This is a genomic window from Roseibium sp., from assembly GCF_965276855.1.
Taxonomy (GTDB): Bacteria; Pseudomonadota; Alphaproteobacteria; order Rhizobiales; family Stappiaceae; genus Roseibium.
In genome coordinates this window covers 4,724,374-4,741,512 of record NZ_OZ255700.1, presented here as the reverse complement: position 1 = coordinate 4,741,512, position 17,139 = coordinate 4,724,374, and the positions used below count along the sequence as shown (strand labels likewise).

The window sequence follows — 17,139 nt, the reverse complement described above, 5'->3', positions numbered from 1 at the left end:
CAAAGATGGCCGGAGACAATGATATGACATTGTATATGAAAATTGGTGGCAGAAAGGCAGTCTTGGCTGCTGTTCCCGCCCTCAAAGAACGCCTGGATGCAGACCCCTGCTTTGACTTGTCTGCGCTAAGGGGAGAATTCGACACATCCGGAGACCTGTGCGAGTTCCTGGTGTTCCTGTTCGGAGGCGCCCCGTTTTATGACGGCAAACCCGTGACGGACCTTTTGTCTCCGCTCTGCGACTGCGACGATGTTTATGGCCGTTTTGTAGACCATCTCGTGGCGGTATTGCTTCGCAATGCGTTAAGTGAAGAAAACGAAGCGGAACTGCGATCCCTGATGGAAAGGCTTCGGCCGCATGTTCTGGCGCCCAGGCCCACTGCCCCGGTTCTGGTTTATTCCGTAGACAGCGACCAACTGCGTGCCTGATATGTCAAACAAAAACGCCGGTGACTTCCATCACCGGCGCTTTTCGTTCAAAGACTGAAGCAATCAGCCAAGCTCGTTGACATTCGTCACGACTTTGCCGACGAGACCATAGTCAATGCCCTCTTCCGGGCTCATCCAGTAGTCACGATCAGTGTCTTTTTCGATGCGCTCGATCGGCTGACCCGTCGCATCCGCGAAGATCTTGTTCAAACGATCGCGCATCTTGATGATTTCTTTGGCCTGGATCTCGATGTCCGTTGCCATGCCGCCAGCGCCACCAGACGGTTGGTGCAACAAAAACCGGGTGTTCGGCGTGCAAAAGCGCAATTCTTTCGGCACGGAGACGTAGATCAGCGCCCCAGCACTTGCGACCCAGCCCATGCCAAGAATCCGCACTTCCGGAGAAATGAACTTGATGGTGTCGTGGATCATGTCACCGGATTCAACATGGCCACCCGGAGACGACACGATGACGGTGATCGGATCATTGGAAACCTGTGCCAGCGCCAGAAGGCGGGCGCACACATCACGGGCCATGTCCTGGGTCACCGGACCTGTAATCAGGACGGTGCGCGCTTCGAACAGATGCTTGTCGACCTGGATCGACGGTTGGGCTTTGGACTTGTCCTCGTCGTCATCGTCGAGGCGTGCAGGCACCGTGGTCGAATAGTTTTTCATGCGCAGGATTTAGCTCCCTTGGCTGTTGTGCCGGTCACGACCGGCGGTTCTTTCCGGTCTGGTCAGCGCGCCGAGCCGAACCGGTTTGTCCCATGTGTAAGCGAAGAGCTGCGCTCTCGCAAATCTTGTCAGCGTTCTTAAGCCGAAAAGAGTTATCAGACCGGCAACATATGCTCACAAAGACGCTTTTCAATCCGGCCGGTGTGGATGAATGGGGAGTTTGTTGCCACGACGCCCCGCGATCAGATGCCAGGCCAGCATCATCCCGAATGGCAAAGACGGCCAGACAAACCACAGAGTCGACAGCCCCGACGTCAGCAAATTGAGGACGAAGAAGAAGCCGATCATGAAAACGCAGGACTGGACCCGTCTCGGCTGGGACCGTATCCACCGGCGCGCCTGTTCAAATCCGTTCGCCACCGCCTGCGTGTCTTTTTCCCAATTGCCACGACTGTTGGGTTCAGCAGAGCCCTGCAAATCGTCCTCTTTAGATCCAGCGGTCTCAGGAGAGTTCCGGCCGCCCAAGCGCACAGAGAACGTCTGCACTGGCTCGGAGACGTTCTTGACCTGCTTTGGACCAAGGGGTTCGAAACCGAGCGCCAGTTTTGTGCGGACCTGATCGTAAACCGATTGCGACAGCATGATGCCGCCCCTTGGGGCCAGTTCCTGCAGCCGCGCGGCGACGTTCACGCCATCACCATAGATGTCATCGCCCTCAATCATGATATCGCCGAGGTTCAACCCGATCCGGAACTCCATGCGGGTCGCGTCCGGCAACTCGGCGTTCTTATGAGACAGCTCGTTCTGGATTTCGACGGCGCATTGGACCGCCTCAATTACGGATGAAAACTCCACGATGACCGCATCGCCCCATGTATTGACGATGCGCCCGTTATGGCGGGCTGTGAGGGACGACATAATGCTGCGGTAGGTTTTAAGACGATTGAGCGTGCCGTCTTCATCCTGCTCCATAAGCCTGGAATAGTGTGCAACATCTGCACACATGATCGCGGCCAAACGGCGCTTCGCCCGTTCCATCCATCTACCCCTGATTGCCCGGCAGCCGATAACAAACTTGTGACTGGCACCTGAGTTAGGAATGGGAATCTTTGGCTGGAATTGCAAGGAAAAACCTTTGTCAATTGTCGCAATGCCAACCGTCAGATGAGTTCCGGTCGCAGTATCTTATTGCGTTTCAGCCAGCGTTCTCAAAGCGTTCAGCGCATCTTCGGCCCGTTCTTCAGGAACAAAAACATGGTCGTGAAAAAACGCCGCGACCACGTTTGCCGGTATGCCGTTTTCCGCCAAGGCTTTGGAAACAGCAGCCGTCAATCCAACTGCCTCGAGCGACGAATGCACCGTGAGTGTAATCCTACGGAACCATTCTGCCTCTGCCAGTCCGAGTTCCCGCGCCCGCTCCAACGGAAGTATGGCTGTCATGCCTTCCGTTTCGGAAAAAAGACCGATCGGTTCGTACTCCGCGAGTTCAACGAGGCTCTTGGTTGCGAACGTGCAGAACACATACGGCTCGGGATCAAGCATCGGCCGCATATGGGAGATCAGGTTTTGAAGATCGGTCTCACCAGTCATGATTTTCATTTCTATCAATCAACTGAATTTCTAGAATCGTGGCCATCTTCCCCGCCCCGCATGCCGGCCTGCAACATGCCAATAAACCAAACCGGCGAGCGCACCCGCGCTCATAAACGACGCAAGATCAAACAGAGAATACACTTGGCCGTCTATCACTATGGTGATCCAAAAACCTATAAGAGCACCGGACAACGTGTAAAAGATCCAATGTTGAATGTGAAACATCTCTGCTGTTATGAGAATGAGGGTGACGGGCAAAATACTCAGAGCGTAAGCAAAGAATACCAAAACAAGTGTCACCATGAAGACAACGAATATCGAACCAGCTGGCCGGTCAGTTGCCTCTGAGAAATAGCCAGATAGCAATAATAGAAAAATCAACAATAGTATTGCTGCTGTGACGCATCCACAAAAATACCCTTTCATTATCCGCCAGAGGGCAAACTCTTCATGTGCGGTCACCTGTTTCCCCTGCCACAAACTTCCAAAGCCCGAGACTAAACACCGGCTAAAAACACAACAAGCAGACCACTGCCGATGGCCAACAGCTTCTGCAGCGGTTTTGTGAACCCGATCACGCCAAAGGAAATCAGGGCGAGACCGAGCCCGATCTTGGCCGCAGCCAACATCGCGAAAGTTGGCGCTTCCGACAGGGCAATCACCGACGGGTTGGCGATCATCGCCAAGGGAATGACGTAGAGCCCGATGCCCAGCGCCATCGCCGTGAAGGCCACTTTCAACCAGTTTTCGCCGATCATCCCGGCTGCAATGAAAACCGCCCCACAGACTGGGGGCGTGATGGTAGAAATCAGCGCGAACCAGAACACAAACAAATGCGCCTGAAGCGGCTCAAGGCCTTGCTCGATGAGGGCTGGTCCAGCGACGGAGACACAGATGACGTAAGCCGCTGTCGTTGGAACTTCCATGCCCAAAACCAGACAGGCAATGCCTGTCAGCAATAGCGCCGGCCACAAATACCCCCCAGACCCGGAAAGGATCAACGAGGTGATCTTCACCCCGAGCCCGGTAATCGCGAGAACACCGATGATGATCGAGGCGCAGATGATGATCGAGGCGATGACGGAGACTTGGCGCGCTGCATTTAAAAAGGCGCTTTCCAACCGACCGAGGACCTCCTTGCCCGAAGCCACACCTTTCGCAGTAAAAAACAGAAGGACAAAGCCTGCCAGAATGGCGAGGCAGGCCGCATATTGCGGGGTGTATTTCGCACCAAACATTCCGTAAAGCAGCACCGCAAACGGCACCATGAAGAAAGCCGAGGTGATGAGCACCTGGCGGACCGGTGGCTGATCCTCCTTCGCAACGGCTTTCAGATCATGATGACGGGCATAGGCGTTGATCCCGATCCAGACCGCGAAAAAGTAGAGGATCGCTGGCAACAGCGCGGCCATCATGATCTGCGTGTACGGCACCCGGGTCAGTTCGACCATGACAAAGGCGCCTGCCCCCATCAGCGGCGGCATGATCTGGCCACCAGAAGACGCAACAGCCTCAACAGCGCCAGCCAAACGTTTGGGGTATCCCAGCCGGGTCATCGCCGGCAGAGTGATTGCGCCGGTTGAAGCGACATTCGCCGACGCCGAACCGGAGATGGACCCAAAAAGGGCCGAAGACAGCACGGACACCTTCGCCGCACCGCCCCTGAGACGGCCCGCGGCGGCCGCTGCCAGATTCATGAAGCCTTGGCCCGCTTCCCCGGCATTCAAGACCGCCCCGAAGATCACAAAGATCGCAACCACATTGACCGACACCCCGGTCAGGCTGCCCCAGATCCCACCTTCTGCGATGGTGAGGGTTCCAAGAAAGCTTGCCAAAGGTGTTCCGGAATGTCCGAATTCACCTGGAATGTGTTGCCCGAGCAAACCATAAGCCAGCGCGAGCGCTGCCACGATCGGCAGTGGCCAGCCGATCGCCCGGCGGGCACCCTCCAAAACCACGATCAAAAGAAGTGCCGCCAGCCAATACTGAAAAGAGCCTTCCAGAAAGCCGTATTGATCGGACAACATGTCCTGATTGATTGCCACCCAAAGGCATGCAGCGACACCGAGGACACAAAATAAAGCGCCGCTTGCACGCTTGAGCAGTCCGCCTTCAACGAACAGGAAAATCCACGGCAAGGCCAAAGCCAGGTGCAGCGGCCGGCTGACAAGGTTCGGCACCAGGCCGGAAAAGATAAGTCCGAGGTGAAACACCACGAGGACAACGGCAAGGCAAAGCATGAGGGATCGCCAGACAGGCGACGTCGGGGTGTCAGTGCTGATCATGGAAACTGTTCAAAAAAGAGAGATCCGGCGCCAAATGAGCGCCGGACCGGGAGACAATTGAGTTACTTTTGAGCATCCGTGAGATCGATGCCCGCTTCCTGGTAATATCGGACGGCACCTGGGTGGATTTTGCCGGTGATATTTTCCATCAGGCCCTGGTCAACGCCGTTCCACCAAGCTGCACCCTCACCCATCTTCGCCTTCTGCTCCCAGAAAGTCTTGGTCAGGGCGTAGGCCGTGTCGTCGTCCATCGCAGTCGTGGTGAAGGCGACCACCGGCAAGGATGTCGTGGTGATGTCCTCGCTCTGTCCGGCATAGGTGCCGGCTGGAATGACCAGCTTGGCCCGCTTGGATTGCGCGATCTGATCATCAGACAATGAAATGACATTCACTCCGGTCGATGCAGCTGCTTCAATGACGTTCGGCGCCGGCCAGGATCCGGCGGTTACAAATCCATCGATTTGGCCATTCTTCAGCGCTGCAACCGCGTTGGACAGTTCAACCTCGGCAAGATCGACCTTGCCTTCCAGGCCGAAGAGCTTGAGGTACTTTTCACCTTCACGCGCCCCAAAAGAGCCTTTGCCGAGCAGGATGGTTTTGCCTTCCATACCTGCAAAATCGGTCACACCGCTGTTTTCGGACATGACAAAGTGCATGGTCAGCGAAGGGATCGGAAAAAGGGCGCGGATCTCGTCAAATTTCGGATCGCCCTTGCCCTCGAACATGGCTTTGCCGCCCTGGGCAAGCCTCACGAGCACCGGTGGCGTCGTGAAGACATAGTCTCCGCCGCGCGCGCGGGCTTCCATCACGTTTTGAACAGAGCCCTGGCTTTCTTCAACGGTGACGATGATATCGCCATTGCTGCCTTCCTTGACCGCTTCTGCGATCTGAACGCCCATTTGGTAGTAGGACGAGGTGGACTTCGCCGACTTGTAAGTGATGCGCGTTTCCGCTTGTGCTTGAACAGCACCAAACGACAAAGACAGGCCAATGGCCAGTTTCAAAAGACTGGTTTTCATGCGTTCGCTCCCTATGGTTTTGATCAACGTTATTGGGAGCGCATCCAAGGCGCAATGCTATTACAAGCAGAAATGGTACGTCGGTTGTTCAAACCGGATCAGCTTGACCATAAAACGTCCAATAAACATCAGAAGCCCAAGCCGGAAATTATCCGGCAGTCCAAGGCCGTTCAGGCGATGGTCGGCTCCCAAATTCCTTTGACAGGCTCGGCTTCTGAGTCTCCCGGCCATGGCGGCATGGAGATACAAATGAATTTCAGCGGCTGTTCGCCGTCGCAGCGGTATTGAAACGCTGTCCCAACCGGAATGTCGATCGACACTCCAGCTTCCAAAACCACCGTCTCTTCACGCCCATCCCTGGCACGCCAGATTTGACCGCGTCCCTCCAGCACATGCCAGAACTCACTCACCGTTTTGTGGCGCGTTGGCTTGTTGATCTGCCCGGATGGAACAGTGCTGTGGATCATGTTGCCGGTCTCGCCATCCATGATGAAGCGGATCTCGGCACCTGCAGGCGACATGGCATCGGGCTTATCAGCCAACGTTGTGGTTTTCATTGGCCCTCCTGGCCTTTCAGGTTCAAGGCCATATTGCACAAGAGTTCGAACATGATCGACACGCCCAAGAAGGCCGTTCCGCCGCTTTGATCGAATGGTGGCGACACTTCAACAAGATCCGCTCCGACAATATTGACCCCGTCGAGCATGCGCGCGACTTGCAGCGCTTCAAATGAGTTCGGCCCGCCCACTTCCGGAGTGCCGGTGCCTGGTGCAAACGCCGGATCGACAAAATCGATGTCGTAGGAGACATAGGTCGCGCCTTGACCGGCGATCTCCTTTGCCTCCGCCAGGACATCCTGCACCCCGCGGGCGAAATACTCCTCGATGGCAATCACCCGAATGCCGACACTTTCGGCAAAGTCGCGGTCTTCAAAATCATAGGCCGTACCCCGGATTCCGATCTGCACGACCCGTTTGGAATCCAGCAGCCCCTCCTCGACCGCGCGCCGGAAGGGCGTTCCGTGGGTGTATTGCATGCCGCCGAAATAGCTCTTGAACAGATCCGTATGGCTGTCGAAATGGATCATCCCAACCGGGCCGTGCTTGTTTGCAATTGCTCGGAGTATCGGCAGGGAACACAGGTGATCACCACCCGCTGTCAGCGGTACAACACCCGCCTCCAGAACGTCATCATAGAACGCAGTCATGCGGTGAAGGCTGTCGTCAACGCTTGCCGGGTTGGGGCCGACATCACCAAGATCCGCGCAATTGACCAGTTCAAACGGCCGGACTCCGGTGTCCCCGTTTTGGGCCCGGATCATTGTCGAGGCATCCCGGAGCTGCCGCGGACCGTGGCGCGGCCCCGGCCTGTTGGTCGTGCCGCCATCCCATGGCGCCCCGATCAGCCCTATATCCACGTCTGCCAGCCGGGGACTGTCGAGTTCGACATGCGGCAGCCGCATGAATGTCGGCACACCGGCAAAGCGCGGCAGGTCAAACCCGGAAACGGGCTGAAAGAACGGATCTGACATGAACAACTCCCAAGGCGAGACGGCTGGAGCAAAAGGTGTCTGATTGAACATAACCAGACTTGAACCCGTCAAGGGACTTCTTATTTGTCGGTCACGCGGACGTCCGCGTATTCCCTAAAAAATCAATCCGGGACGACCCGAGCATGGAGACAAACATGGCTTGGGTCTTGTTGTTATTGGCCGGCCTTTTGGAAATCATATGGGCGTATGCGATGAAACAGTCGCACGGCTTCAGTCGCCTCTTGCCAACCCTCGTTATGGCGGTCGCCATGGCCGGCTCTTTCGGCCTACTTGCAGTTTCGATGCGCAGCTTGCCGCTCGGAACGGCTTACATGATCTGGACCGGGATTGGTGCGATTGGCGCTTTTGCTGTCGGTGTCTGGGTCCTTGGCGAAGCAATCACCCCGCAACGGCTGATCGCCGCACTGCTGATCGTCGCTGGCATGGTGACCATGAAACTGTCTTGATCACACCGCCAGCAACAGAAAGACCGGATCGGTGTGGGCTACCACTCGATCCGTTCACCCATGTGATCAAAATAGCCGCCGGTCTCAGCCGGTGTCAGGCCATTGATCACCGACAGCAGGCGTTCGGCGGCCTTTTCGGGCGCCTGCACCTCCAGACCCGATTTGGCAAACCCTTCGGTCAAAGGTGTCCGCACGGTTCCAGGATGCAGCGCCACACAGGCCGCTTGCGGTTTGCGCCGCGCGAGCTCAATGGACGCGGTCCGCACAAGCTGATTAAGGGCCGCTTTCGATGCCCGGTAGCCGTACCAGCCCCCCAGATTGTTGTCTGAAATGGATCCAACCCGCGCCGACAGTGTTGCAAAGACGCTTTTGCCTTCCTTGGGCAGGAGCGGAAGGAAATACTTCATCAAGAGCGCCGGACCGATGGCGTTGATGGCATAAGATTCTGCAAGCGCTTGGGGGTCCAGCTCCCGAAGGCTCTTTTCCGGCTTGCGATCGCCGAGCGTCAAAGCTCCAGTTGCATCAAAAACGAGCCGCAGATCATCCCCCTGCCCGGCAACCCATTTGGCAGCGGCTTGAATGCTGGTCTCGTCGAGCAAATCCAAACCGGGATGTGTTCTGCGGGAAAGGCCAACCACGCGGTCATAAGGCCCGGTTTCATCGAGCACCCGCACCAAAGCGGACCCGATACCGCCCGTTGCCCCAATCACAATTGCCAAAGTACCCATAGATCGTCCTGTTGCGTTTATGTCGTTACGCAACAACGGCCGATCGGGATTTGTGGCAATTACGGCAATTTCACGTGGCAAGATGATCGTTCGGAGTTGAATGAACCGCTTAACTTCAACTTAAAATATTTTTCCTAGTCAGAACCACAACCATTGCTCACAAAGTGAAATTGTCATGGAAAGATTCCTTCGTCTGATTATCAGTCTCTCGTTGGGCGGTTTGGTCACGCTAATCGGCTTTGCAATGACCGGTTATTCGGTACTTCAGATTTATGGAGCATATCGTGACTACAGCGACTTCGCGGAAAAAAGAGCCGTACTCGAACTGGCTAGTGCACTGAGTGGTCATACCGGGTATTTCGAAATAGCTGAAAAAGTCTTTTTCCTCATTGGGTTTCTGCCGCTAATATTAATCATACCGGGCGTTTTCCTTTTCGGGTTTGGCGTCAGGCTCATGATCCGAAGAATACAAATGGGCCTACCAGAAGCGGCGCAAAGACCTAAAAGTGAAGCAGAACTTTGGGGAAGCACCGCGATATATGGTTTTGGCGTTCTTATAACCGCACCGGCTCTGATTTTTGGTGTGATCGATGCCCCAGAGACATTCTCCTGGGCGTTACATTCAAAGGAAACTGACGGGAAGGCCGTCAAAGTCTGGCATAGCGAAAACACCGGGAGTAATGAACACGAACTTTCGAGAGTCCGAATTGAATACACCACCCTCGAAGGCAAAACAGAATTTGGGGAATTTGAAGCCAGAGAAGCATTTGCCCAAAATTTGACCCATCACCCGGACATAAAAATCGCATACGTGCCTGGGAGACCCAAACAAGTTTATCCAGCGAATAGAGTCCCCAGCATATACAGCGTCTTATGGGCCTTCATTTGGAGATTGGGAATGCTCTACTTGGCGATTTGCGGCCTTCTGGCAAACTTCATGCCTGAAAAAAGCCAAAGAGATCGCCGGTTTGACACTGCGGGCATTTCACCCGCTGCATCCGATCCTCAACCTCGACCAACCAATCAATTTCCCAGACAAAAGAGAAGCGGTTTTGGCCGTCGGGGGACGTCTTAAGACGTTTGGAAATTGTCTACGAAAACACCTGATATTTTGAATATGGAATGCCCCAGCAAGATTTTACTGGGGCATTAAGAACCTTGGCGTTCTGCTTCACACTATCGCAAGTAAATATCCCTATCCGATATGCCTTGAGACATCAGGTGCAGGTGATGTTCACATTGAGTTTGGCGTCACCATTTTCCTGCATGGAAAAGGTGATCTTGCCATTGGCATCTTCGAACACGCCCGATCCGCCGAGCACGTCTCGGGTCTGGTCATTGGCGATCGTGCGGGTTTCCGGTGAATGAACCGGTTTATCGACCGTGTAAGCTCCCGAGCGGGCATAGAGATTGCCGTTTTCAAAGCTCAGCACAACATCGGACGCCAGCCGGACCTGACCTGCATCATCTTCACCGAGGACCCGGGTTTCCCATTCAACTGAGCCGACCGCGTTGCCGTTGTTGTCGACAAGATCGCTGTGACCGATCCGAAGATCGCCGGGCAACGGCGTATCGGATCCGTGTTTTACCACCTTGACGATCCGGTGTTCATTCATCGGCGCTGTAACCGAAAATGGTTGGCATTGTTCAAGTGCGTGTGCACTGCCAATTCCCAATGCTGCGGTGGCGAGTGTTGCTGTGATGAGTGTTTTTTTCAGGGGCATGTCATTCCTCCATGAGTTTGTGCCGTCCAATGCACTGGAGATGCGACCACCCGTTCATATATTCAATAATTATTTCAAATGTTTAATCATTAAATTTACTACAGGAAACCATGATCTTATTGAAAGGTAATCAAACAAAATAAATCTATATTTTATGTAACTTTCCGTGCCATGTAATCCGAGAACCAACCAGCATACCGAACCTGCAGTTCCGCACGGCGCCAGTCCTGTCCGGTGATAAGTCCACGGCAGCGATCAGTGCCGCAAGCGCATTCCATTTCCCAGTCATCGTCATCGCCCGTTGCATAGTCAAAGCTGAGTTCTTCACCTTCCTTGATATCCCGCATCGCATGAAACGCAATCTGGCCCCGGATTCCGAGATTCGGCTCACAAGAATGATTGAGGTGCATCATCGAACCTTCGCGCTCCTCGGCTGAAACCGGCCCAATAAACAGGTCGTCGCCGATCTGGATCTCTGCCGGTCCCAAACTCCTTGCAAGTTCGTCGCGCCTTGCACGATCAAACACATGACCGCCTTTGACGACAACCAGCTCACCGTTGCTGATTGGCGCAATGGCAAAAAGACCGCGCCCTTCAATTCTGCTGCGTCGCTTTTCCACCTTTGGCGAAAACCAGGTCATCGTCATTTGTGCCAGAATTCCTTCAAAAATCGTTTGGCGAAACTGACCGATATCATCTGGTCATGAGCTCTCACTAACACACCGCCTTGCCCGGTGTTCCAGAAACAACCGGTCTGCTTTCGCCTGTGCCAATGCGATTGCCTTTGCATAGGCCGAGTGCGCCTTGCCGAGGTGTCCCGCGCGGTAAAGCAGTTCCGCCTTGGCGGCATAAAGAGGCTGATAGTCAGAGAGATCCGGCTCCAACGCCGCAATCAGCTCCAGTGCCTCGTCGAGGGCGCCGATCTCTGCCAATGCCACCGCACGGTTCAAGCGGACCACATCCGTCGGCTCGAAAACCAGCAACTCGTCATAAAGCAACAGGATTTGCGCCCAGTCTGGTGATGCGCCTTCACAATGGCAGGCGGCAATCGCCGCTTTGATTTGGTAAGGCCCAAGTTTTCGGCGCGCCAGGGCAGTTTCGACCAGCGAGATGCCGTCTTGCAGTTCTGCCGACTTCCAGAGCCCCCGGTCCTGATCGAGAAAGGCAACGCGCGCTCCTTCGCCGTCAAACCGTGCGCCACGTCGCGCATAGTTGAGTGTCAAAAGCGCAAGGCACCCTTCGATCTCCGGGTCACCAGGCCGAAGTTTGTTCAATATGTTGCATAGGAAGATAGCTTCGTGTGCGAGACCGCGTTGATCGTCTTCAGGTGCAGATAATCCTGTTGTGAAGATTAGATAGACCACACCCAAAACGGCATCGAGCCGTTCTGCCCATTGCTCGGGACCCGGCACTTCATACGAGATACCTGCCCCGCCTAGCTTCGCTTTCGCACGGGACAACCGCTGTCCCATGGTGGTCTCCCGGTCCAGGAAAGCGCGCGCGATTTCCCCAGTCGTCAGCCCGCCCAAAGTGCGAAGCGTCAGCGCCATTTGGGATTTGGTTTCCAGCACCGGATGACAGCAGGTGAAGATCAGGCGCAATCGCTCATCCGGGATATCATCGTTTTCCTCAAGCCCGGACACCTCATCCATCATCATGGAAAGGTCCGTCTCGGCACGATCGACTGTTTGCTTGCGCCTGATGCGATCAATTGCCTTTCGATAGGCAACGTTCAGGAGCCAGGCCTGGGGAGATTGAGGCAGACCATTGCGCCCCCAGTGAGAGACTGCGGACACCATGGCATCCTGGAGGACGTCTTCGGCGAGTTGAAAATCCCGCAATTTGCCAATGAGGATAGATAATAACCGCCCCCGCTCGTCCCGGGCGAGGCCACCCAGGACTTTGGTAACTGCGATGGCATTTGAAGCGGAGGCGGTCATGGAACCTTCCAGATGGTTTAGGACACGACCGTCAGTCAGCGTCAGGATAGTCCATCACTGGCCGTACTTCGACCGTCCCGTATTCCGCGCTCGGGATCTGAGCGGCATAATCAAGGGCCGCATCAAGATCCGGAACGTCGATGAGATAAAACCCGCCAAGGTGCTCCTTGGTCTCCGCAAACGGTCCATCCATGGTTTCCACTTTTCCGCCGCGCACACGCAGCGCTTTGGCAGTCTCGGCTTCTTTCAGCCCCTCGCCTGCCAGCATGACACCGTCTGCCGTCAGTTTTTCACTCAAGGCAAAATAGCCGGCCATCATTTTTTCAAATTCGGGAGTGCCATAAACCGGCTCGCGGGCGGGGTCTGCATAGATCAACATCATGTATTTCATACTGAAATCCTCGTTTCTTCAGTGTCAAAAACTGTCAAAATCCAAAATCGGGCCGCGAGCAGACTTGTTCTTTTCCGACCAAATCGCAAGACGCTTGCTCCCAAGGCATCCTTGAGCCGATCGGAGGAAGTGAACACGTCACACCCATCCCGATCCGTTAAAAGCTCCTCTCAAAACACCAGTTTTAGGTTTCGACACACTACTGACGTTCGACGTCTGTCTTTTTCGACATCCACTGAGAATAATTTGAATTTTTTGCTGTGCGGATCCGCAATGGCGTTCAATACGGAAACAGGAAAGGCGTTACGAGAACCGTGACCAAACCAACGACCAACGTCAGAGGGACACCAAGTTTTAGGAAATCGGAAAACGCGTAGCCGCCGGGAGTAACAACAAGTGTCACAACAGGCGTCGAAACCGGTGTCGAGAATGCAGCCGAAGCAGCGATCAGAACACTGATCGCCAAAGGGTATGGTGATACACCCATTGCTTCAGCAGCCGTGATAGCTATGGGCGCAACCAAAACCGCGGAGGCCGTATTGGACAGCACGAGCCCGAGCGCCGCCGTCAACAGAAAGAGAGCCGCCATCATGACACGAGGATTGGCCTCCCCGACGACGCCCAGAAGGTGATCGACAATCATCGCAGAGCCACCCGTTGTCTCAAGCGCATTCGCTAACGGAAGCATTCCCGCAATCAAAACAATCGTTGGCAGGCTGATCGATGCATAGGCCTGCTCCGCACTCATGGTTCGAAACAGGATCGCTGCAACTGCCGCCAAAAGCACCGCCACAGTGACCGGTACGATGTTCAGAGCACTTAAAACCACCATTCCGAGCAGAATGGCGATGGCAACGCCGAACTTAGATAGCATCGGGACCACATTTTCCCGCTCTTTCGGATAGGTCAAAAGAACAAAGTCATCCGGCATCTCCACCAGCTGCTCAAGTTCGTCCCAAGGACCGAGAACCAGCATGCGATCCCCAGCTTGTACCACTGTCGAATTGTCAACGGATATCGGTTCCCCACTACGAAGAATGCCCAAACACTCTAGCTCCGGTGTCTCGTGTGCGAGCGCTTGTGAAGGCGTCTCTCCCAGTATGGAGGCTTCGGGGTGCACCATGACATCGGCTATACCGAGACTGTCCTGCCAATCTTCGGCTCTCGCTCCGATCGCCGATCTGCGGGTAAAATCGGACCTGGAAGCGATCTCTTCGAGGACATCCTTTGGACCACGCACCAGGACGAGATCATCGCGTTGAAGCTCCATACCATCGCGGAACAGAACGGTTTCGCGCTCCCGGTCTCTGGCGCGCCTGCGCCTTGCCTCAAAGATTGCCCCTTTGGCTTTCAAGGCGCGCACGTCTTCGAGTGGCACCGGGCCTCCGACCCAGAAATCATAGACCTCGCCCTGAATATTGTAAGCTGTCCAGAGCTCAGCGGCGGCTCGGCTCTTGCGTTTGCGTTTCACAGGCGCAGCGGTTGTCTTCGCGCCCAACTGACTGCGCCCCCACACCAGCATGTACACGATTGTTACGCCCAGAATCAGAACACCAATCGGGAAAAACGAAAAAAAGCCGAGTGCCGCATAGCCCTGCGCCACCAGCTCATCGCTAACAACGAGATTTGGCGTTGTTGCAATTAGCGTGAGCATACCGCTGATCAAGGCCGCATAGGACATCGGCAATAGCAAACGCGATTTGTCTAGGCCTGTTTCAGCGGCTATGCGCAGGACAATCGGAATGAAGATTGCCACCACCGCAGTGGAACTCATCACACTGCCGAGAAATCCCGCACTGACCATAAGGAGGATCAACAACTGGGTTTCGTTGGTACCGCCATGCTTGAGGATGAGATCCCCGACGGAACGCGCAACGCCCGTTCGCTGAAGCATTTCTCCAACAATCAGAAGTCCGGCTACGAGAATGACCACTGAGCTGCCGAAGCCTGAAAGAGCTTCTCCGACAGAAAGAATGTTTCCAAGAATCAACCCCAAAACAACAATCAGGGCAACCAGATCATATCGAACCCGGTTGCTGGCCATCAGCACCGCAGCGACACCGATCAAAGCAAACACAAAACCAATGTCAGAATTCAAGCTGAACAATCCTCGGATAGATCAAATCAAGCGTAATCATAATTGCTTTATGTGCAGTCAGCCACTGGAGCTTCCCGCAAATCCCGCAGCGACACAAAAGGCTGACTTGACTGCAAAGAAAACAAAAAAGCCCCGGTAAACAATGCCGGGGCAATTTGGTGTGGTCTAAGCGATCAAACAATCACGCTGTCTTTGAAAAGATCTCACGGCCGATCAGCATGCGCCGGATTTCAGAGGTGCCCGCGCCGATTTCATAAAGCTTGGCATCGCGCAAAAGCCGTCCGGTCGGGTACTCGTTGATGTAACCGTTGCCGCCGAGAAGCTGAATGGCATCCTGCGCCATCTTGGTTGCGTTTTCTGCCGCATAAAGGATCGCGCCGGCGGCGTCTTCGCGGGTGGTTTCACCCCGGTCACAGGCCTTTGCGACCGCGTAGACATAGGCCTTGGAGGCGTTCATGGAAACATACATGTCCGCGATCTTGCCCTGGACCAGCTGGAAGGTGCCGATCGGCTTGCCGAACTGCTCGCGCTCGTGAACGTAAGGAATGACCACGTCCATGGCGGCCTGCATGATGCCGACTGCGCCGGCGGCCAGAACCGCCCGTTCGTAATCGAGGCCGGACATCAGGACATTGACGCCCTTGCCGACTTCACCGAGCACGTTTTCCTCCGGCACTTCGCAATCCTGGAAGACCAGTTCCCCGGTTTCAGATCCGCGCATACCCAGCTTGTCGAGCTTCTGGGCAACGGAGAAACCTTTGAAATCCTTCTCGACCAGGAAGGCCGTCATGCCTTTGTGGCCCGCGTCCATATCGGTCTTGGCATAAATGATCATCGTGTCCGCGGACGGACCGTTGGTGATCCACATCTTGGAGCCGTTGAGGATGTATTTGTCGCCCTTTTTATCGGCGCGCAGTTTCATCGACACTACATCAGACCCTGCCCCCGGCTCGGACATGGCCAGCGCGCCGAGATGCTCACCGGACACCAATTTGCCGAGATAGCGTTTTTTCTGATCGTCATTGCCCCAACGGCGCAGCTGGTTCACGCACAGGTTCGAATGCGCCCCATAACTCAGGCCGATCGAGGCCGAGGCCCGGCTGACCTCTTCCATGGCAATGCAGTGTTCAAGATAGCCGAGGCCGGAACCGCCCCACTCTTCTTCAACCGTGATGCCGTGCAAGCCCAGTTCACCCATTTCCGGCCACAGCTCGCGCGGGAACCAGTCGTCCCGGTCAATCTTTTCAGCCAGCGGCGCGATGCGGTCCTGAGAATAGGACCGCACGGTGTCGCGCAGCATGTCGGCGGTCTCGCCGAGGTCGAAGTTGAAGCTTGGAAAATCGTTGCGGATCATACGCTGTCCTCCCATTTGCGCTTTTCGTAGCGCACGAAATTGCTCAGGATACCGACCCGGTCATAAAGCTGCCGGGCAACGGTGTTGTGATCGTGTGTGTGCCAGTAGACATTGCTGCAGCCGCTTTGCTCAGCCGCTGCGTAGACGGCCTCAATCAACTTGCGGCCAACACCGCCGCCGCGCTGAGCGTTGTCGACATAAAGATCTTCGAGATAACAGGTCGGGGTGAGCGACCAGGTCGAGGCGTGCTCAAGAAAATGCACGAAACCAACCAGCTTGCCGTCCTGCTCAGCAACCAGCCCGTCATGAAAACCATCTGAGAGCAACCGCTCGAACTGCCCGTCGGTAACTTCGTCAGACAGGATCTGCTCGTAGAACGCCAGATAGGCCTGCCACAGCGGCAGCCATGCGGCTTTGTCCGCCCGCTCGATCGGTCTGATCGTAACTGGTGTCATGTTCAATCCTTCATGCCCGCAAGGCTCATAAGGGTGAAAAGTCCGGTTGCCACATGGACTTGTGCGTCGTCCGACAGCCCATAAACATCAGCACGGGCAATCGTTAGCGTCCGCCCCGGTTTCAAAACGCGGCCGCGGGCGACAAGCGTTGACTGGGCCGCAGGATTGAGAAGATTGATCTTGTATTCGGTGGTTAGAACGCCAGTGCCATCGGCAAAAAGGGTCAGTGCCGCATAACCGGCTGCACTGTCAGCGATCGAGGATGTGGCACCTGCATGAAAGAACCCATGCTGTTGTGTCAGTTCCGGGCGCATCGACAGTTCCAGATCAACCGCCCCAGGTGCCAAATGGACCATGCGGGCACCAAGGTGCTCCATGAAGGCTTGCGCCTCAAAACTCTTGCGGACCCGCTGTTCCCAGTCGGCTGATCGCGGTTTCAAATCCATCT

At 55.3% G+C, this 17,139-nt stretch carries 20 protein-coding genes; 3 read left to right on the top strand and 17 right to left on the bottom strand.

Annotated elements, in window-relative coordinates:
• Positions 1 to 23 precede the first annotated feature (23 nt).
• Positions 24 to 428 carry a Clp protease ClpP gene (locus ACQY4Z_RS21975; RefSeq protein ID WP_428524836.1) on the top strand — a complete coding sequence of 135 codons (405 nt, stop codon included), beginning with the start codon at positions 24 to 26 and terminating at the stop codon, positions 426 to 428.
• A 63-nt stretch (positions 429 to 491) separates the two neighbouring features.
• Here ACQY4Z_RS21975 and ACQY4Z_RS21970 read toward each other — a convergent pair whose 3' ends face one another.
• The 8 genes from ACQY4Z_RS21970 to speB form a co-directional block, all read right to left on the bottom strand.
• Positions 492 to 1,106, bottom strand: coding sequence for an ATP-dependent Clp protease proteolytic subunit (locus ACQY4Z_RS21970; protein ID WP_428524834.1), 615 nt, complete (start codon positions 1,104 to 1,106; stop codon positions 492 to 494).
• A gap of 189 nt (positions 1,107 to 1,295) precedes the next feature.
• A complete protein-coding gene (locus tag ACQY4Z_RS21965) occupies positions 1,296 to 2,144 on the bottom strand; it encodes an adenylate/guanylate cyclase domain-containing protein (protein WP_428524832.1) in 849 nt (282 codons plus the stop codon).
• Positions 2,145 to 2,291: 147 nt separating this feature from the next.
• Positions 2,292 to 2,696, bottom strand: a complete 405-nt coding sequence (locus tag ACQY4Z_RS21960) for an ACT domain-containing protein (RefSeq protein WP_428529638.1) — start codon at positions 2,694 to 2,696, stop codon at positions 2,292 to 2,294.
• Between the two features lie 30 nt (positions 2,697 to 2,726).
• Entirely contained in the window at positions 2,727 to 3,161 is a 435-nt protein-coding gene (locus ACQY4Z_RS21955; protein ID WP_428524830.1) for a hypothetical protein, read from the bottom strand.
• Between the two features lie 35 nt (positions 3,162 to 3,196).
• Positions 3,197 to 4,984 carry a TRAP transporter permease gene (locus tag ACQY4Z_RS21950; RefSeq protein WP_428524828.1) on the bottom strand — a complete coding sequence of 596 codons (1,788 nt, stop codon included), beginning with the start codon at positions 4,982 to 4,984 and terminating at the stop codon, positions 3,197 to 3,199.
• A 62-nt stretch (positions 4,985 to 5,046) separates the two neighbouring features.
• On the bottom strand, positions 5,047 to 6,003 hold the full coding sequence (locus tag ACQY4Z_RS21945) for a TAXI family TRAP transporter solute-binding subunit (protein ID WP_428524826.1): 957 nt from the start codon (positions 6,001 to 6,003) through the stop codon (positions 5,047 to 5,049).
• A 170-nt stretch (positions 6,004 to 6,173) separates the two neighbouring features.
• Positions 6,174 to 6,560: a cupin domain-containing protein gene (locus tag ACQY4Z_RS21940; protein WP_428524824.1), complete on the bottom strand. Its 387-nt coding sequence runs from the start codon at positions 6,558 to 6,560 to the stop codon at positions 6,174 to 6,176.
• The gene (gene speB / locus ACQY4Z_RS21935; protein ID WP_428524822.1) at positions 6,557 to 7,534 is read right to left on the bottom strand and encodes an agmatinase; all 978 of its coding nucleotides are present in this window, start codon (positions 7,532 to 7,534) and stop codon (positions 6,557 to 6,559) included. Before speB ends, ACQY4Z_RS21940 begins: the two co-directional genes overlap by 4 nt.
• Before the next feature lie 59 nt (positions 7,535 to 7,593).
• Between speB and ACQY4Z_RS21930 the strand changes: the two genes are divergently transcribed.
• Positions 7,594 to 8,001, top strand: coding sequence for a DMT family transporter (locus ACQY4Z_RS21930; RefSeq protein ID WP_428524820.1), 408 nt, complete (start codon positions 7,594 to 7,596; stop codon positions 7,999 to 8,001).
• A gap of 38 nt (positions 8,002 to 8,039) precedes the next feature.
• On the opposite strand, the gene ACQY4Z_RS21925 is transcribed toward ACQY4Z_RS21930, so the two are convergent.
• Positions 8,040 to 8,729 carry an SDR family NAD(P)-dependent oxidoreductase gene (locus ACQY4Z_RS21925; RefSeq protein ID WP_428524818.1) on the bottom strand — a complete coding sequence of 230 codons (690 nt, stop codon included), beginning with the start codon at positions 8,727 to 8,729 and terminating at the stop codon, positions 8,040 to 8,042.
• Positions 8,730 to 8,904: 175 nt separating this feature from the next.
• Between ACQY4Z_RS21925 and ACQY4Z_RS21920 the strand changes: the two genes are divergently transcribed.
• Positions 8,905 to 9,804, top strand: a complete 900-nt coding sequence (locus tag ACQY4Z_RS21920) for a hypothetical protein (RefSeq protein ID WP_428524816.1) — start codon at positions 8,905 to 8,907, stop codon at positions 9,802 to 9,804.
• Between the two features lie 142 nt (positions 9,805 to 9,946).
• Here the strand turns inward: ACQY4Z_RS21920 and ACQY4Z_RS21915 are convergent, their stop codons facing one another.
• The 8 genes from ACQY4Z_RS21915 to ACQY4Z_RS21880 all read right to left on the bottom strand — a co-directional run bounded on the left by ACQY4Z_RS21915 (position 9,947) and on the right by ACQY4Z_RS21880 (position 17,137).
• On the bottom strand, positions 9,947 to 10,453 hold the full coding sequence (locus ACQY4Z_RS21915) for a hypothetical protein (RefSeq protein WP_428524814.1): 507 nt from the start codon (positions 10,451 to 10,453) through the stop codon (positions 9,947 to 9,949).
• Between the two features lie 152 nt (positions 10,454 to 10,605).
• Complete coding sequence (locus ACQY4Z_RS21910) at positions 10,606 to 11,100, bottom strand: SET domain-containing protein (RefSeq protein WP_428524812.1); 495 nt, start codon at positions 11,098 to 11,100, stop codon at positions 10,606 to 10,608.
• Positions 11,101 to 11,154: 54 nt separating this feature from the next.
• On the bottom strand, positions 11,155 to 12,393 hold the full coding sequence (locus ACQY4Z_RS21905; protein WP_428524810.1) for an RNA polymerase sigma factor: 1,239 nt from the start codon (positions 12,391 to 12,393) through the stop codon (positions 11,155 to 11,157).
• A gap of 31 nt (positions 12,394 to 12,424) precedes the next feature.
• On the bottom strand, positions 12,425 to 12,784 hold the full coding sequence (locus tag ACQY4Z_RS21900) for a YciI family protein (protein ID WP_428524808.1): 360 nt from the start codon (positions 12,782 to 12,784) through the stop codon (positions 12,425 to 12,427).
• Between the two features lie 280 nt (positions 12,785 to 13,064).
• Complete coding sequence (locus tag ACQY4Z_RS21895; protein ID WP_428524806.1) at positions 13,065 to 14,882, bottom strand: SLC13 family permease; 1,818 nt, start codon at positions 14,880 to 14,882, stop codon at positions 13,065 to 13,067.
• A 181-nt stretch (positions 14,883 to 15,063) separates the two neighbouring features.
• Entirely contained in the window at positions 15,064 to 16,236 is a 1,173-nt protein-coding gene (locus tag ACQY4Z_RS21890; RefSeq protein WP_428524804.1) for an isovaleryl-CoA dehydrogenase, read from the bottom strand.
• A complete protein-coding gene (locus ACQY4Z_RS21885; RefSeq protein WP_428524802.1) occupies positions 16,233 to 16,691 on the bottom strand; it encodes an N-acetyltransferase family protein in 459 nt (152 codons plus the stop codon). Before ACQY4Z_RS21885 ends, ACQY4Z_RS21890 begins: the two co-directional genes overlap by 4 nt.
• Positions 16,692 to 16,693: 2 nt before the next feature.
• A complete protein-coding gene (locus tag ACQY4Z_RS21880; RefSeq protein WP_428524800.1) occupies positions 16,694 to 17,137 on the bottom strand; it encodes a PaaI family thioesterase in 444 nt (147 codons plus the stop codon).
• Positions 17,138 to 17,139: the final 2 nt, after the last annotated feature.

What these genes read in the sequence shown, in the direction of transcription:
- ACQY4Z_RS21880 (WP_428524800.1), bottom strand. Translation starts at nt 17,137, where the DNA reads ATGGATTTGAAACCGCGATCAGCCGACTGGGAACAGCGGGTCCGCAAG.
- ACQY4Z_RS21910 (WP_428524812.1), bottom strand. Translation starts at nt 11,100, where the DNA reads ATGACGATGACCTGGTTTTCGCCAAAGGTGGAAAAGCGACGCAGCAGA.
- ACQY4Z_RS21925 (WP_428524818.1), bottom strand. Translation starts at nt 8,729, where the DNA reads ATGGGTACTTTGGCAATTGTGATTGGGGCAACGGGCGGTATCGGGTCC.
- ACQY4Z_RS21940 (WP_428524824.1), bottom strand. Translation starts at nt 6,560, where the DNA reads ATGAAAACCACAACGTTGGCTGATAAGCCCGATGCCATGTCGCCTGCA.
- speB (WP_428524822.1), bottom strand. Translation starts at nt 7,534, where the DNA reads ATGTCAGATCCGTTCTTTCAGCCCGTTTCCGGGTTTGACCTGCCGCGC.
- ACQY4Z_RS21890 (WP_428524804.1), bottom strand. Translation starts at nt 16,236, where the DNA reads ATGATCCGCAACGATTTTCCAAGCTTCAACTTCGACCTCGGCGAGACC.
- ACQY4Z_RS21960 (WP_428529638.1), bottom strand. Translation starts at nt 2,696, where the DNA reads ATGACTGGTGAGACCGATCTTCAAAACCTGATCTCCCATATGCGGCCG.
- ACQY4Z_RS21920 (WP_428524816.1), top strand. Translation starts at nt 8,905, where the DNA reads ATGGAAAGATTCCTTCGTCTGATTATCAGTCTCTCGTTGGGCGGTTTG.
- ACQY4Z_RS21885 (WP_428524802.1), bottom strand. Translation starts at nt 16,691, where the DNA reads ATGACACCAGTTACGATCAGACCGATCGAGCGGGCGGACAAAGCCGCA.
- ACQY4Z_RS21945 (WP_428524826.1), bottom strand. Translation starts at nt 6,003, where the DNA reads ATGAAAACCAGTCTTTTGAAACTGGCCATTGGCCTGTCTTTGTCGTTT.
- ACQY4Z_RS21950 (WP_428524828.1), bottom strand. Translation starts at nt 4,984, where the DNA reads ATGATCAGCACTGACACCCCGACGTCGCCTGTCTGGCGATCCCTCATG.
- ACQY4Z_RS21965 (WP_428524832.1), bottom strand. Translation starts at nt 2,144, where the DNA reads ATGGAACGGGCGAAGCGCCGTTTGGCCGCGATCATGTGTGCAGATGTT.
- ACQY4Z_RS21915 (WP_428524814.1), bottom strand. Translation starts at nt 10,453, where the DNA reads ATGCCCCTGAAAAAAACACTCATCACAGCAACACTCGCCACCGCAGCA.
- ACQY4Z_RS21975 (WP_428524836.1), top strand. Translation starts at nt 24, where the DNA reads ATGACATTGTATATGAAAATTGGTGGCAGAAAGGCAGTCTTGGCTGCT.
- ACQY4Z_RS21900 (WP_428524808.1), bottom strand. Translation starts at nt 12,784, where the DNA reads ATGAAATACATGATGTTGATCTATGCAGACCCCGCCCGCGAGCCGGTT.
- ACQY4Z_RS21970 (WP_428524834.1), bottom strand. Translation starts at nt 1,106, where the DNA reads ATGAAAAACTATTCGACCACGGTGCCTGCACGCCTCGACGATGACGAC.
- ACQY4Z_RS21905 (WP_428524810.1), bottom strand. Translation starts at nt 12,393, where the DNA reads ATGACCGCCTCCGCTTCAAATGCCATCGCAGTTACCAAAGTCCTGGGT.